Source organism: Seonamhaeicola aphaedonensis, assembly GCF_003386195.1.
Taxonomy (GTDB): Bacteria; Bacteroidota; Bacteroidia; order Flavobacteriales; family Flavobacteriaceae; genus Seonamhaeicola; species Seonamhaeicola aphaedonensis.
Genome location: NZ_QRDX01000004.1, coordinates 109441 through 125085, shown reverse-complemented (window position 1 = coordinate 125085; position 15645 = coordinate 109441). Strand labels below are relative to the sequence as shown.

Here is a 15645-nt window from a genome sequence, read left to right as displayed (position 1 = left end):
TTTAAATTGCAGCATGAATATTTACAGGCCATTATATTTTTTTCAAAAGCATGGGTATTATGTATGTCAGCGAATAGCTGATAGGCTAGGAATTAGGGCAAAGGTGGTACGCACTACTTTTATGTATTTAACTTTTGTTACTGTTGGTTTTGGGTTTGCATTGTATTTGTTTTTGGCATTTTGGATGCGTATTAAAGATTTAATTTATACCAAGCGTTCATCAGTTTTCGATTTGTAGTGTATGAGTAATCCGTTAATAAGACTTTTTAGATCAAAAATATATGCCGCCCTAACACTACTAGTTGTTTTAATGCTAGTTGGTATTGCAGGTTTTATGGTAATATCAAACTACTCATGGATTGATGCCCTTTACATGACCGTAATAACAATGACCACGGTTGGTTTTGGTGAAGTAGAGCCCTTAGATGAGCAAGCTAAAATTTTCACCATATTCTTAATTCTAGCAAGTGTTGTTATTGTAGGTTATGCCATATCAATAATTACAGAGTACATCCTAAGTAAAAATGACATTGAAGAAATAAAACAAAAAAAGATGCAAAAACAAATTGATGGTTTTAATAATCACGTAATAATTTGTGGTTATGGAAGGAACGGTAAGCAAGCTGCAAGAAAACTTACGGCTCATAATAAATCTTTTGTAGTAATAGAAAAAAACAAGGAAGTTGAAGAGCGTTTACGTGCAGATGATGTGCCTTACGTAATTGGAAATGCCAATGAAGATGAAACATTATTGTTAGCTGGGGTAGACAGAGCCTCTAGTTTTATTTCGGCCTTACCAAATGATGCCGATAACTTATTTGTAGTATTATCTGCAAGACAGATAAACAACAAAATCAATATAATAAGTAGGGCATCCCAAGAATCATCATATAAAAAGTTGAAGTTCGCTGGTGCTAATAATGTAATTTTACCAGATATGATTGGTGGAGATCACATGGCATCTTTGGTAGTTGTTCCTGGATTAATGGAGTTTATTGATAATTTATCGATTGTTGGGGAATCTAACATTAATATTGAAGAGGTTGCTGTTGAAAAGTTATATAACTCTAGAAAAGCTAGAACCATAAAGGATTTAGATTTAAGAAAAAGAACGGGTTGTACTATTATTGGTTACAAAAGTTCAAATGGTGAGTATACCGTAAATCCAGAACCAGAAATGGTTTTAGAAGTAAATTCAAAGATCATTGTATTAGGTCGCCCAGAGCAAATAGAAGAGTTAAATACCGCCTTCGATATCGAAATTGAAAATGGTTAATTAACTAAGCTAAATTTTATATAGTCAATTATTTTTAGCATCTTGCCTGTTTTACTGGCAACATTTTAGAAGAAAATTACAGAACCTTAAATATTATGAAGAAATATATTCTTTCTGTTTTAACACTCATTTTACCATTTTTAACTTATGCTCAGGAAACAACTTCCGAAAAGATTGATAGAACTTTCAAAGATTATACAGGGTGGTTTGTTGATGCAATTTTTTACGAAATCCCATTTTCTGAAGAGTATCAAATACCATGGGTGTTAATTGTGTTAATTGGAGGGGCTATATTTTTTACAATATATTTTCGTTTTATAAATGTTTCGGGTTTTAGAACAGCTTTAAGAGTGGTACAGGGTAAATATGAAGATATTGAAAAACACGGAGCTGATACCTTGTATGGAGACCCTACGGATAATGTTGATCATAATATTATTGAAACATTAAGAGATGATAGTGCTCATGGAGAAGTCTCACATTTTCAGGCTTTAACTGCAGCTTTGTCAGCAACTGTTGGTCTAGGTAATATTGCTGGTGTAGCTGTTGCGCTTTCTATTGGTGGGCCTGGAGCAACCTTTTGGATGATATTAGCAGGGCTTTTAGGTATGGCTTCTAAGTTTGCTGAATGTACTTTAGGTGTAAAATATAGAGATGTAGGTGAAGATGGAACGGTTTACGGAGGACCTATGTATTATTTAACAAAAGGTTTTGCAGAGAAAGGAATAAAGCCTCTTGGTAAAGTGCTTGCCGTGTTGTTTGCTATTTTTGTCATTGGAGGATCATTTGGTGGCGGAAATATGTTTCAAGCTAATCAAGCAGCAGCACAGTTTATAAAACTTTTTAATTTTGAAAGTGATAACGCTGGTATGTATTTCGGAATTGTAATGGCTATAATTGTTGCAATTGTCATTATTGGAGGTATCAAACGTATAGCTTCGGTAACCGAAAAAATTGTTCCGTTCATGGCGGGGATTTATGTTTTAGCAGCTTTAATAATTCTTGGAGCTAATTGGAGTCTGATTGATGATGCTTTCAAACTGATATATGAGGGAGCTTTTTCAGGATTAGGAATAGCTGGAGGATTAGTAGGTGTAATGATTCAAGGTATAAGGCGAGGCGCTTTTTCCAATGAAGCAGGAGTAGGTAGTGCTGCCATTGCGCACTCTGCTGTACGTACAAAGTATCCTGCTAGTGAAGGTATCGTCGCTCTACTAGAACCTTTTGTTGATACCGTAGTTATCTGTACTATGACAGCTTTGGTAATAGTGATAACTAATTTTGATGGTAGTTTTATGGAATACGGTGTGCCAATTAAAGAAGGTGTGGAACTTACAGCAATCGCTTTTGACAGTGTAATTCCTCATTTTTCAATCATATTGACCATAGCCGTAATATTGTTTGCATTTTCAACTATGATTTCATGGTCTTATTACGGTATGCAAGGTTGGGTGTTTTTGTTTGGTAAAGGAAAAGTGAGCGATTTAATTTATAAAATATTGTTCTTGTTTTTTGTTGTTGTGGGCTCATCCATAAGTCTTGGTGCAGTTATAGATTTCTCTGATGCCATGATTTTTGCTATGGTAGTTCCTAACATAATTGGGGTAATTGTGTTGTCTCCAATTATTAGTAAAGAACTTAAAAAATATATGAAAGCCATAAATGTAAAGCATGATGCTTTAGATGAAGGTGCTGAGGATCTTACCAAACACATGTAATAATAATTTTGATGGCTATGAAATCCCATTTCACGTTTACTAAAGAACAACGAAATGGGATTTTTTTATTAATTCTACTCATTGTTTTTTTTCAATGTGCTTATTTTTTCATAGATTTTGCCTCTAATGATATTAAAATAAATAAAGAAGAATTAGCAAAATTTCAGAATGAAATAGATTCGCTTAAGCAAATTGAAATAGATGCTAGAAAGCCAAAAATATTTCCTTTTAATCCTAATTACATTACAGACTATAAAGGAGCTTGTTTAGGAATGTCTAATGAGGAAATTGACAGATTACTTGAATTTAGAAAACAAGGTCAATGGATAAACTCTACAAAACAATTTCAACAGGTTACAAAAGTTTCAGATTCACTATTAAACACTATTTCTCCTTATTTTAAATTTCCAGAATGGGTTAACAACTCTTCATTAAAATCAAAAACAGTTTTCCATCTAAATTCAAAACTTAAAACATTTACCCAAAAGCAAGATTTAAATAAAGCAACAGCATTTCAACTCCAGAGAGTAAATGGTATTGGGAAGGTTCTTTCTGAACGAATAATAAATTACAGAAGTAAATTTGCTGGTGGTTTTATTGCAGATGTTCAGTTGCAAGATGTTTATGGTTTAACCCCAGAAGTTATTCAACGTTTAACCAATGAGTTTACAGTAAAAACACCTAGACCTATTAAAAAATTGAATTTGAACAAAGCAACGGTTGAAGAGCTTGTTACGATACAATATATAGATTACGAGATTGCTCATAATATTATTGAACAGCGAGTATTGAGAGAGGGCTATAAATCCTTAACTGATTTAACAAAAGTTAAAGACTTTCCCGTAAATAAATTAGAGATAATTCAATTATATTTGTTCCTTGAATAAAAATAATTGTTATGAGCAGTATGTACTTCAATGAAGAACATCAACTTTTTAGAGATAGCCTACGAAATTTTTTAAAAAAGGAAGTAGTTCCCCATATAGATGAGTGGGAAAAAAAAGGTAAAATTGACTTTAAAACTATTTGGAAAAAAATTGGAGATATGGGCTTCTTTGGTATTCATTACCCAGAAGCTTATGGTGGATCAGATCTTGATATCTTTTACACAGTTATACTTCAGGAAGAACTTCAAAGAATAAATTCAGGTGGATTTGCAGCAGCTGTTTGGGCGCATGTTTATTTAGCTATGACACATCTTAATGCAGAAGGTAGTGAAGCAATAAAACAAAAATATTTAGTGCCAAGTATTTCAGGAGACAAACTGGGGTGCCTATGCATCACAGAACCCTCTGGAGGAAGTGATGTTGCTGGAATGAGAACTACTGCTGTTAAAGATGGGGACTCATACATAATAAATGGCTCAAAGACCTTTATTACTAATGGGTTTTACAGTGACTATTTGGTACTCGCCGCCAAGACAAACCCAGATATTGGTAATAAAGGGATAAGTATCTTTGTTGTAGACAGAGATGCATCAGGTATTTCTGCAACAAAATTGAATAAGTTAGGTTGGAGAGCATCTGATACCGCCGAAATTGCTTTTGATAAAGTAAAAGTACCGGCAAGTAATCTGTTGGGAGAGGAAAACAAAGGTTTTTCATATATCATGCAGCATTTTTCCTTAGAACGCTTAGTAATGGGTATTAATGCACATGCCAGAGCAGAATTTGCCTTAGAGTATACTTTAAACTACATGTCTGAAAGAACCGCATTTGGTAAAGAATTGAATAAGTTTCAGGCTCTACGTCATAGATATGTAGATATGTATGCTGACATGGAAATTTGTAAAGCATATAATTACTCAATTGCGGCTAGGTTAGATAAAGGCGAGTATGTGGTAAAAGAGGCTTCAATATCTAAGCTAAAATCTACTAAAATGGCGGATGATGTCATTTATGAGTGTTTACAATTTTTAGGAGGCTATGGTTACATGGAAGATTATCCATTAGCAAGAATGTTAAGGGACAGTAGATTAGGGCCAATAGGAGGAGGAACATCTGAGATTCTAAAAGAAATCTTGTCTAAGATGGTCATCGATAAAAAAGAGTATAAACTCAAAGTATAAGTTTACTTGGCAAATATTGTGTAAGCGTAAAATATTGTTTTCTAGCATATTTTTCTAAATATTCAATTAATTAAGCATGGAAAAAATGGTGCTATTGCTGTTGCTTTTACAATGCTTTAAATAAAACTAATTTTTAATTGTTAATTATTAATTAGTTTTTATATTTGCAGCCCGTTTTAGAAACAAACGGAATACTAAAAGAGAGGAGGTTAAGAACTATGTTAATTATACCAATAAAAGAAGGAGAAAATATAGATAGAGCGCTTAAGCGTTATAAACGAAAATTTGATAGAACTGGTACAAAAAGAGCATTACAAACTCGAAAGCAGTTTACTAAGCCTTCAGTAGCTCGTAGAGCGCAAATACAAAAAGCCCAATACATTCAAAGATTAAGAGACGCAGAAGAAATTTAATTTCATGCATCTTTATAAGAATTAAATCCCACTATGAGTGGGGTTTTTTTTGTGCCCAAAACTTCGTACATTTAACTCATCATATGTCTCTTAAATCATTTACAGATTATCTACTATTAGAGAAAAAGTATTCTCAATTAACTGTAAATGCTTATCGAAAAGATCTAGAAAACTTTTCAGAATTTGTTAGTAAAGAATTTCAAAGCACTAATATAGAAAACGTAAACTATACACAAATAAGAAGTTGGATAGTTTATATGGTAGAGAATGGTATTGCAAATCAGAGCATCAACAGAAAAATATCTGCACTCAACACGTTCTATAAGTTTTTGTTAAAAGTAGGTTCCTTAAAAATAAACCCACTAGCAAAACATAAAGCTCTAAAAACTAGTAAAAAAATACAAGTGCCTTTTTCTGAAACTGAAATATTTAATGTTTTAGATGAATTTCAGGAAAACGACTTTGAAAGCATTAGAGATAAATTAATAATAGAACTGTTTTACTCTACTGGAATTAGAAGGATTGAGTTAGTAAACTTAAGAGTGTCAAGTTTAGATTTGAATAACAATATGCTAAAGGTTTTGGGGAAAAGAAATAAGGAACGTTTGGTACCGTTATTAGGCTCTGTAAAAGAAACCATGTTAAAGTATTTAATTGAGAGAAACAAGCTTGAAAATATTAAAGAGAGAAATAACTTATTTCTAACAAAAAAAGGAGCAAAAATATACGAAACACTTGTTTACAGAATAATAAATAACTATTTTAGTAAGGCATCTTCTAAAGTCAAAAGAAGTCCTCACATACTAAGGCATTCTTTTGCAACCCATTTGCTAAACCAAGGTGCCGATATCAATGCTGTTAAAGAACTTCTTGGACATTCTAGTTTGGCTGCTACACAAATATACACTCACAATAGTATAGCCGAATTAAAAAAAGTGCATATTGAAGCGCACCCCAGAAGTAAGAAATAGCAGCAAGAAATTATTGTCTAACCATAAAAAGAAAAGTATGAAGGTAAACACCCAATCAGTTAATTTTAGTGCAGACAAAAAGCTTTTAGATTTCATTCAAAAACGAATGGATAAATTAGATTTGTTTTATGATAAGGTTATTAAATCAGATGTTTATTTAAAGGTAGAAAACACAAGTGACAAGGAGAATAAAATTTTTGAAGCTAGACTTAGTGTTCCAGGAGATAGTCTTGTTGTTAAAAAGCAATGTAAAACCTTTGAAGAAGGTGTTGATATGGCCACTTCATCTTTAGAGAGACAACTCAAAAAACGAAAGGAAAAACTAAGAGCACATTTATAGTAAAATTTTTAAAAAAATGTTTTGAATACAAAAATAAATCAATACATTTGCAGTCCGTTAGAAATAGCGGACTTTTTTTATGCACAAAAATGTGTAAAAAAGCCGATATAGCTCAGCTGGCTAGAGCAGCTGATTTGTAATCAGCAGGTCGTGGGTTCGAGTCCCTCTATCGGCTCAAAAGAAGAAAAAAGTTCTTTAAAATATTGACAAATTTAAAAATGGGAAGATACTCAAGCGGCCAACGAGGACAGACTGTAAATCTGTTGGTTTTCACCTTCGCAGGTTCGAATCCTGCTCTTCCCACAAAAAACCAAGCAAGTTTTTGAAATTTGCAAAATGCGGGAGTAGCTCAGTTGGTAGAGCGTCAGCCTTCCAAGCTGAATGTCGCCGGTTCGAACCCGGTCTCCCGCTCTAAATTCCTGCGAAGGCAGGAATCTCATTTAATTTAAATGAGGATGTAAACACTTTACGCCGGCGTAGCTCAGGGGTAGAGCGTTTCCTTGGTAAGGAAGAGGCCACGGGTTCAAATCCCGTCGTTGGCTCAATTTTTTGAAAAAAGAATTAGAATACACTAATATTATTATATAACTAAGATTAAATTATTTTAACATGGCAAAAGGAACTTTTGATCGTTCAAAACCACATTTAAATATAGGTACTATTGGACACGTAGATCACGGTAAAACAACTTTGACAGCAGCTATTACTAAAGTTTTGGCTGATGCTGGATTTTCAGAAGCAAAATCGTTTGACCAAATTGATAATGCTCCAGAAGAGAAAGAAAGAGGTATCACAATTAATACTTCTCACGTAGAGTATCAAACAGCTAATCGTCACTATGCACACGTTGACTGTCCAGGTCACGCCGATTATGTAAAGAACATGGTTACTGGTGCAGCTCAAATGGATGGTGCTATTTTAGTGGTTGCGGCTACTGATGGTCCAATGCCACAAACTCGTGAGCACATCTTATTAGGTCGTCAGGTAGGTATTCCTCGTATCGTTGTTTTCTTAAACAAAGTTGATATGGTTGATGATGAAGAGCTTTTAGAGCTTGTTGATATGGAGGTTAGAGATTTATTATCATTCTATGAGTACGATGGTGATAATGGTCCTGTAATTTCTGGTTCTGCTTTAGGTGCTCTTAACGGTGAGCAAAAATGGGTGGATACGGTATTAGAATTAATGGAAGCTTGTGATACTTGGATTGAAGAGCCAGTACGTGATATGGATAAGCCTTTCTTAATGCCAATTGAAGACGTATTCTCTATTACTGGTCGTGGTACTGTTGCTACTGGTAGAATTGAAACTGGTATTGCTAAAACTGGTGATCCAGTAGAAATTATTGGTATGGGTGCAGAGAAGTTAACTTCTACTATTACAGGTATTGAGATGTTCCGTCAAATATTAGATAGAGGTGAAGCTGGTGATAATGCAGGTATCTTATTAAGAGGAATTGATAAAAATCAAATCTCTAGAGGTATGGTAATTACTAAGCCAGGATCTGTAACGCCTCACGCTAAGTTTAAAGCAGAGGTTTATATCCTTAAAAAAGAAGAAGGTGGTCGTCATACACCATTCCATAACAATTACCGTCCACAGTTTTACGTACGTACAACTGACGTAACTGGTAACATTGCTTTACCTGATGGAGTTGAAATGGTAATGCCTGGAGATAACTTAACTATCACTGTTGAATTAATTCAACCAATTGCAATGAATGTAGGTTTACGTTTTGCAATCCGTGAAGGTGGTAGAACTGTTGGTGCTGGTCAGGTAACTGAAATTTTAGACTAATACAGTTAAACATAGTGTAAGCTAAAGGTATTCCGGTTTTTTTCGGAATACCTTGACTTATGTTTACGGGTTTAGCTCAGTTGGTAGAGCACTGGTCTCCAAAACCAGGTGTCGGGAGTTCGAGTCTCTCAACCCGTGCAAATAAAATTATAAATGGCAGGATTTGTAAATTATATAAAAGAATCATTTAACGAACTTAAAACTAACGTAAGTTGGCCTACTTGGGCAGAAGCTCAAAGTTTAACAGTGTTGGTTGCCGTATTTTCAATTATTTTCTCATTAGCAATATGGGGAGTAGATGAGGTTTTTGCTACGGTTATTGGGTATTACTATGACTTACTCAAATAATAAAAAGTTATGTCTGAAGTGAGTGAAAAAAAATGGTACGTTGTTAGGGCTGTAAGTGGTCAAGAAAACAAAATTAAAACCTATATAGAGAATGAAATAGCTCGTTTAGGTTTACAAGATTATGTTGATCAAGTATTGGTTCCTACAGAAAAAGTGATTCAAATTCGCAATGGGAAAAAAATAAGTAAGGAAAAAGTTTACTTCCCAGGATATATAATGATTCAAGCTAATTTGTCGGGAGAGATTCCTCATATCATCAAATCGGTTACTAATGTCATAGGATTTTTAGGTGAAACAAAAGGAGGAGATCCTGTGCCTTTAAGACAGTCTGAAGTGAATAGAATGTTAGGAAAGGTTGATGAGTTATCTTTAGAAGAAACAGCTAATGTAGCTATTCCGTTTACTAAAGGAGAAACGGTTAAGGTAATTGATGGTCCGTTTAATGGTTTTGATGGTACTATCGAGAAAATAAATGAAGAAAAGCGTAAGCTAGAAGTAATGGTTAAGATTTTCGGAAGAAAAACTCCATTAGAATTAAGCTATATGCAAGTAGAAAAAGTATAATAATTGTTACACTATATAGGTGCGTTCTTGAGCTTCCAAATACAAAGAATCGTATCAAACTAAATTATTAAAAATGGCAAAAGAGTTAAGTAAAGTAGTTAAGCTACAAGTTAGGGGAGGTGCAGCGAATCCATCGCCACCGGTAGGACCCGCTCTAGGTGCTGCTGGGGTAAACATCATGGAGTTTTGTAAGCAATTTAATGCTAGAACTCAGGATAAAGCTGGTAAAGTGTTACCAGTTGTTATCTCTGTTTACAAGGATAAGTCTTTTGATTTTGTGATCAAGACCCCTCCAGCTGCAGTACAATTATTAGAAGCGGCCAAGGTGAAGAAAGGTTCTGGTGAACCAAACAGAAAAAAAGTAGCTAAAGTTTCTTGGGATCAGATTAAAACCATTGCAGAAGATAAAATGCAAGATTTAAATGCATTTACTTTAGAATCTGCTATGAAAATGGTTGCTGGTACAGCAAGATCTATGGGAATTACTGTAACAGGACAATTTCCTAATTAATCTTTAAAACATTAAAAATGGCAAGATTAACAAAAAAGCAAAAAGAAGCTGTAGCGAAAATTGAAAAAGGAAGACTTTATTCACTAAGTGAAGCTTCAGCATTAGTTAAAGAAATTACCAATACAAAATTTGATGCATCTGTAGATATAGCAGTTCGTTTAGGAGTTGATCCAAGAAAGGCAAATCAAATGGTAAGAGGCGTGGTATCATTGCCTCATGGTACTGGTAAAGATATGAAAGTATTAGCATTAGTAACGCCAGATAAAGAGGCAGAAGCTAAAGAAGCTGGTGCCGATTTTGTGGGGTTAGATGAGTACCTTGATAAAATTAAAAATGGCTGGACAGATGTTGATGTAATCATCACGATGCCTAGCGTTATGGGTAAATTAGGCCCTTTAGGACGTATTTTAGGTCCTCGTGGTTTAATGCCTAACCCAAAAACAGGTACAGTAACTATGGATGTTGCAAAAGCAGTAAGTGAAGTTAAAGCTGGTAAAATTGACTTTAAAGTTGATAAAACTGGTATTGTTCATGCTGCTATTGGTAAGTCATCATTCAGTGCTGATAAAATTGCAGGAAATGCAAATGAATTAATTCAAACATTAATAAAACTTAAGCCAACTGCGGCAAAAGGAACTTACGTAAAAAGCATCTACATGTCTTCTACAATGAGTCCTAGTGTAGCTGTTGATCCTAAAGTTGGTTAATTTAAATAGTTAAAACTTTTATTATGACAAGAGAGGAAAAATCACAAGTAATTGAGGAGTTAACTGTAGAATTAGCTAACAATACAAATATCTATTTAACAGATATTTCAGGGTTAAACGCAGGAACAACCTCAGATTTGCGTCGTGCTGCTTTTAAAGCAAACGTAAAGATGGCTGTAGTTAAAAATACATTACTTGAAAAAGCAATGGAAGCTTCTGATAAAGATTTTGGAGACCTTCCTTCTGTTTTAAAAGGAAATACATCTGTGATGTATTCTGAAACAGGTAATGCACCAGCAAAGTTAATTAAAACCTTCCGAAAAAAGTCGGATAAGCCTTTGTTAAAAGGCGCTTTTATTGAGGAAGCTATTTACATTGGTGATGAGCAGTTAGACACTTTAGTAGATATCAAATCTAGAGAAGAGTTGATTGGAGACATTATTACATTATTACAATCTCCTGCTAAGAATGTTGTTTCAGCGCTTCAATCAAGTGGAGGAAAACTGGCTGGTATTATTAAAACACTATCTGAAAAAGAAGGATAGAATTAAACAGTACGCACTTTTTACAAAAATAAATTATTAAAAAAAACATTTTAAAACGATAGAAAAATGGCAGATTTAAAAGATTTCGCAGAACAATTAGTTAACTTAACAGTAAAAGAAGTTAATGAGTTAGCTACTATATTAAAAGATGAGTATGGTATCGAGCCTGCTGCTGCAGCTGTAGCTGTTGCTGCTGGTGGAGGTGCTGCTGCTGGCGGAGATGCTGCAGAAGAAAAAACTGAATTTGACGTAATCCTTAAAGCAGCTGGAGCTTCTAAATTAGCTGTAGTTAAGTTAGTTAAGGAATTGACTGGATTAGGTCTTAAAGAGGCTAAAGGATTAGTTGATGAGGCACCTAGCGCTATTAAAGAAGGTGTTTCTAAAGACGAAGCAGAAGGCTTAAAAGCTTCATTAGAAGAAGCTGGAGCTGAGGTTGAGCTTAAGTAAGCTTAATAACCTAAAAACACAAAGGTTTAGGTCTGGAGAGTTGATCTCTAAGACCTAAACCATTTTGCGTATATAAAGAATACATACGCTATTTTCATATTTTTTTAATCAAAATTCCGTTCATTGATGTTGTCAACACAAGCTGAAAGATTAAATTTCTCGTCTATTGTAAATAGAACAGAATATCCAGATTTCTTGGATATTCAAATTAAATCCTTCCAGGATTTTTTCCAATTAGAAACAAAATCAGATGAAAGAGGTGACGAAGGTTTATACAACACCTTCATGGAAAACTTTCCAATCACAGATTCTCGAAATCAATTTGTTTTAGAATTTTTAGATTACTTCATAGATCCACCAAGATATACTATCGAAGAGTGTATTGAAAGAGGACTTACTTACAGTGTACCCTTAAAGGCAAGGTTAAAATTATACTGTACAGATCCAGAACATGAGGATTTCGAAACCATTGTTCAGGATGTGTACTTAGGAACTATTCCTTATATGACGCCTAGTGGAACTTTTGTAATTAATGGTGCTGAACGTGTTGTAGTATCTCAGTTACACCGTTCTCCAGGGGTATTTTTCGGGCAATCTTTCCATGCAAATGGAACTAAATTATACTCAGCAAGGGTCATTCCTTTTAAAGGTTCTTGGATTGAGTTTGCTACAGACATCAATCAGGTAATGTATGCCTACATTGATAGAAAGAAAAAATTACCTGTAACAACGTTATTCAGAGCTATAGGTTTTGAGCGTGATAAAGATATTTTAGAGATTTTTGATTTAGCTGAAGAAGTTAAAGTATCTAAAACGGGGTTAAAAAAATACTTAGGAAGAAAATTAGCAGCACGTGTACTTAACACATGGCATGAGGATTTTGTAGACGAAGATACTGGAGAAGTTGTATCTATAGAGCGTAATGAAATTGTGCTTGACCGTGATACTGTGCTTGATAAAGACAATATCGAGGAAATTTTAGAAGCAGAAGTTAAGGCCATTCTTTTACATAAAGAAACCTCTGAGCAAGGAGATTATGCTATTATTCACAATACGCTTCAAAAAGACCCAACAAATTCTGAAAAAGAAGCTGTTGAGCACATCTACCGTCAATTACGTAATGCTGAACCACCAGATGAGGAAACGGCTCGAGGTATAATTGATAAATTATTCTTCTCAGACCAACGTTATTCTCTTGGTGAAGTTGGGCGTTACAGAATGAACAAAAAATTAGGTCTTGATATTGGAATGGATAAGCAAGTGCTTTCTAAAGATGATATCATTACGATTATAAAATATTTAATTGAACTTATTAACTCTAAAGCAGAGATTGATGATATTGATCACTTATCAAACCGTCGTGTACGTACTGTTGGTGAGCAGTTGTCATCTCAATTTGGAGTAGGTTTAGCACGTATGGCTCGTACCATTCGTGAGCGTATGAATGTTCGTGATAATGAGGTGTTTACACCGATTGATTTGATTAATGCGAAGACACTATCTTCTGTTATAAATTCATTCTTTGGTACAAACCAATTGTCTCAGTTTATGGATCAAACCAATCCGTTAGCAGAGATTACTCACAAGCGTCGTTTATCAGCTCTAGGACCAGGAGGACTTTCAAGAGAACGAGCTGGTTTTGAGGTTCGTGACGTTCATTACACTCATTATGGAAGACTTTGTCCTATAGAAACTCCTGAGGGGCCAAATATTGGATTAATTTCTTCATTATCAGTATACGCGAAAGTGAACTCAATGGGATTCATTGAAACACCTTATCGCCCTGTTGAAAATGGTGTTGTAGATATTAAAGGAAATCCTATTTATTTAAGTGCAGAAGAGGAAGAAGAAAAAATGATTGCTCAAGCAACTGTAAAGGTTGATGAAACTGGTAAAATTCTTCATGATAAAGTTATTGCACGTCAAGAAGGTGATTTCCCAGTGGTTGATCCAAGTGAGCTTCATTATACAGATGTTGCTCCAAATCAAATTTCATCTATTTCAGCATCATTAATTCCTTTCTTAGAGCATGATGATGCAAACCGTGCGTTAATGGGATCTAACATGATGCGTCAAGCGGTGCCATTATTAAGAGTAGATGCACCTATTGTAGGTACTGGTCTTGAGCGTCAAGTAGCATCAGATTCTCGTGTTTTAATTAACGCTGAAGGGTCTGGAGAAGTACTTTATGTAGATGCTAATGAAATTCAAATTAGATATGATCGTACTGAAGATGAAGCAAAAGTGAGTTTTGATTCAGACGTTAAAACCTATCAATTAGTTAAGTTTAGAAAAACTAACCAAGGCACTTCAATTAACCTTAAGCCTATTGTTAAAAAAGGAGATAAAGTTACTAAAGGTCAAGTACTTTGTGAAGGATACGCTACCCAACAAGGAGAATTAGCACTAGGTAGAAATATGAAAGTTGCTTTTATGCCTTGGAAAGGTTACAACTTTGAGGATGCTATTGTTATTTCTGAAAAAGTTGTTCGCGAAGATATCTTCACATCCATTCATATTGATGAGTATTCATTAGAAGTTAGAGATACCAAATTAGGGAACGAGGAGTTAACAAACGATATTCCAAATGTATCGGAAGAGGCTACAAAAGACTTGGATGAACATGGAATGATTCGTATTGGTGCAGAAGTAAAACCAGGTGATATTTTAATTGGTAAAATTACACCAAAAGGTGAGTCTGATCCAACTCCAGAAGAGAAATTATTGCGTGCTATTTTTGGTGATAAAGCTGGAGATGTAAAAGATGCCTCTTTAAAAGCCTCACCATCATTAAACGGTGTTGTAATTGATAAAAAATTATTTGCTAGAGCTGTTAAAGATAAACGTAAGAGAGCACAAGATAAAGATGATATTTTAGCATTAGAAGCAGAATATGACAGAAAGTTTGATGACTTAAAAGCTGTTCTGGTTGATAAATTATTTAATATAGTTAATGGGAAAACGGCTCAAGGTATTTATAATGATTTAGGCGAAGAAGTATTACCAAAAGGTAAAAAATTCACTTTAAAAATGTTAAATGCTGTTGATGATTATGCTCATTTAGTTGCTGGAAAGTGGACTACAGATGATCATACCAATAAGTTGGTTGACGATTTAATCCACAACTATAAAATAAAAGAAAACGATCTTCAAGGAGCATTAAGACGTGAGAAGTTCACTATTTCTGTTGGAGATGAATTACCGGCTGGAATTATTAAGCTTGCTAAAGTTTACATTGCTAAAAAGCGTAAACTAAAAGTGGGAGATAAAATGGCAGGCCGTCACGGGAATAAGGGTATTGTGGCTCGTATTGTTCGTGAAGAAGATATGCCATTCCTAGAAGATGGAACTCCTGTTGATATTGTATTAAATCCATTGGGGGTACCTTCTCGTATGAATATTGGTCAAATTTATGAAACTGTTCTTGGTTGGGCGGGTCAAAAATTAGGTAGAAAGTATGCAACACCTATATTTGATGGAGCCACAATTGATCAGATTAACGAATTAACTGATGAGGCAGGTATTCCAAGATATGGTCATACTTATTTATACGATGGAGGAACTGGTGAACGATTTGATCAAGCAGCAACGGTGGGTGTTATCTATATGTTGAAATTAGGACACATGGTTGATGATAAAATGCATGCTCGTTCTATTGGACCTTACTCATTAATTACGCAACAACCGCTTGGTGGTAAAGCACAATTTGGTGGTCAGCGTTTTGGTGAGATGGAAGTTTGGGCACTTGAAGCTTATGGGGCATCAAGTACCTTACGTGAGATTTTAACTGTAAAATCTGATGATGTAATTGGTAGAGCTAAAACCTACGAGAGTATTGTTAAGGGTGAGCCAATGCCAGATCCAGGTTTACCTGAGTCATTCAATGTATTAATGCATGAATTAAAAGGTTTAGGATTAGATATTAGATTAGAGGAGTAGT

16 protein-coding genes and 5 tRNA genes are annotated in these 15645 nt (G+C 34.5%); all 21 read left to right on the top strand.

The features are described from left to right. The first annotated feature begins 13 nt into the window (after positions 1 to 13). The 21 genes from DFQ02_RS08170 to rpoB all read left to right on the top strand — a co-directional run bounded on the left by DFQ02_RS08170 (position 14) and on the right by rpoB (position 15644). Positions 14 to 238, top strand: coding sequence for a PspC domain-containing protein (locus DFQ02_RS08170; RefSeq protein ID WP_116523936.1), 225 nt, complete (start codon positions 14 to 16; stop codon positions 236 to 238). A 3-nt stretch (positions 239 to 241) separates the two neighbouring features. Continuing rightward, entirely contained in the window at positions 242 to 1276 is a 1035-nt protein-coding gene (locus DFQ02_RS08165; RefSeq protein WP_116523935.1) for a potassium channel family protein, read from the top strand. Positions 1277 to 1371: 95 nt separating this feature from the next. Continuing rightward, entirely contained in the window at positions 1372 to 2994 is a 1623-nt protein-coding gene (locus DFQ02_RS08160) for an alanine/glycine:cation symporter family protein (protein WP_116523934.1), read from the top strand. Positions 2995 to 3011: 17 nt separating this feature from the next. Further along, on the top strand, positions 3012 to 3881 hold the full coding sequence (locus tag DFQ02_RS08155; RefSeq protein ID WP_116523933.1) for a ComEA family DNA-binding protein: 870 nt from the start codon (positions 3012 to 3014) through the stop codon (positions 3879 to 3881). 11 nt (positions 3882 to 3892) lie between these two features. Next, on the top strand, positions 3893 to 5062 hold the full coding sequence (locus DFQ02_RS08150; RefSeq protein WP_116523932.1) for an acyl-CoA dehydrogenase family protein: 1170 nt from the start codon (positions 3893 to 3895) through the stop codon (positions 5060 to 5062). Between the two features lie 218 nt (positions 5063 to 5280). Beyond that, the gene (rpsU, locus tag DFQ02_RS08145; protein ID WP_116524139.1) at positions 5281 to 5475 is read left to right on the top strand and encodes a 30S ribosomal protein S21; all 195 of its coding nucleotides are present in this window, start codon (positions 5281 to 5283) and stop codon (positions 5473 to 5475) included. 83 nt (positions 5476 to 5558) lie between these two features. Continuing rightward, complete coding sequence (locus DFQ02_RS08140) at positions 5559 to 6446, top strand: tyrosine-type recombinase/integrase (RefSeq protein WP_116523931.1); 888 nt, start codon at positions 5559 to 5561, stop codon at positions 6444 to 6446. A 37-nt stretch (positions 6447 to 6483) separates the two neighbouring features. Continuing rightward, on the top strand, positions 6484 to 6786 hold the full coding sequence (hpf, locus tag DFQ02_RS08135) for a ribosome hibernation-promoting factor, HPF/YfiA family (RefSeq protein ID WP_116523930.1): 303 nt from the start codon (positions 6484 to 6486) through the stop codon (positions 6784 to 6786). Between the two features lie 101 nt (positions 6787 to 6887). Beyond that, positions 6888 to 6961 (top strand) — tRNA-Thr (locus tag DFQ02_RS08130). Between the two features lie 45 nt (positions 6962 to 7006). Beyond that, positions 7007 to 7089 (top strand) — tRNA-Tyr (locus DFQ02_RS08125). Positions 7090 to 7124: 35 nt separating this feature from the next. Further along, positions 7125 to 7197, top strand: a tRNA-Gly gene (locus DFQ02_RS08120). A 59-nt stretch (positions 7198 to 7256) separates the two neighbouring features. Beyond that, positions 7257 to 7328: transfer RNA gene (locus tag DFQ02_RS08115), tRNA-Thr, on the top strand. A gap of 67 nt (positions 7329 to 7395) precedes the next feature. Then, positions 7396 to 8583 (top strand): elongation factor Tu, encoded by a 1188-nt coding sequence (tuf, locus tag DFQ02_RS08110; RefSeq protein ID WP_116523929.1) that lies wholly within the window; start codon positions 7396 to 7398, stop codon positions 8581 to 8583. Between the two features lie 65 nt (positions 8584 to 8648). Beyond that, positions 8649 to 8721, top strand: a tRNA-Trp gene (locus DFQ02_RS08105). A 15-nt stretch (positions 8722 to 8736) separates the two neighbouring features. Beyond that, positions 8737 to 8931 (top strand): preprotein translocase subunit SecE, encoded by a 195-nt coding sequence (gene secE, locus DFQ02_RS08100; RefSeq protein ID WP_116523928.1) that lies wholly within the window; start codon positions 8737 to 8739, stop codon positions 8929 to 8931. A gap of 9 nt (positions 8932 to 8940) precedes the next feature. After that, the gene (gene nusG / locus DFQ02_RS08095) at positions 8941 to 9495 is read left to right on the top strand and encodes a transcription termination/antitermination protein NusG (protein WP_116523927.1); all 555 of its coding nucleotides are present in this window, start codon (positions 8941 to 8943) and stop codon (positions 9493 to 9495) included. A 73-nt stretch (positions 9496 to 9568) separates the two neighbouring features. Further along, entirely contained in the window at positions 9569 to 10006 is a 438-nt protein-coding gene (rplK, locus tag DFQ02_RS08090; protein WP_116523926.1) for a 50S ribosomal protein L11, read from the top strand. Positions 10007 to 10023: 17 nt separating this feature from the next. Then, the gene (gene rplA, locus DFQ02_RS08085; protein ID WP_116523925.1) at positions 10024 to 10713 is read left to right on the top strand and encodes a 50S ribosomal protein L1; all 690 of its coding nucleotides are present in this window, start codon (positions 10024 to 10026) and stop codon (positions 10711 to 10713) included. A 23-nt stretch (positions 10714 to 10736) separates the two neighbouring features. After that, complete coding sequence (gene rplJ / locus DFQ02_RS08080; protein ID WP_116523924.1) at positions 10737 to 11258, top strand: 50S ribosomal protein L10; 522 nt, start codon at positions 10737 to 10739, stop codon at positions 11256 to 11258. Positions 11259 to 11324: 66 nt separating this feature from the next. Further along, positions 11325 to 11705 carry a 50S ribosomal protein L7/L12 gene (gene rplL, locus DFQ02_RS08075; protein ID WP_116523923.1) on the top strand — a complete coding sequence of 127 codons (381 nt, stop codon included), beginning with the start codon at positions 11325 to 11327 and terminating at the stop codon, positions 11703 to 11705. A gap of 126 nt (positions 11706 to 11831) precedes the next feature. After that, positions 11832 to 15644, top strand: a complete 3813-nt coding sequence (gene rpoB, locus DFQ02_RS08070) for a DNA-directed RNA polymerase subunit beta (RefSeq protein ID WP_116523922.1) — start codon at positions 11832 to 11834, stop codon at positions 15642 to 15644. The last annotated feature ends 1 nt before the right edge of the window (position 15645 follow it).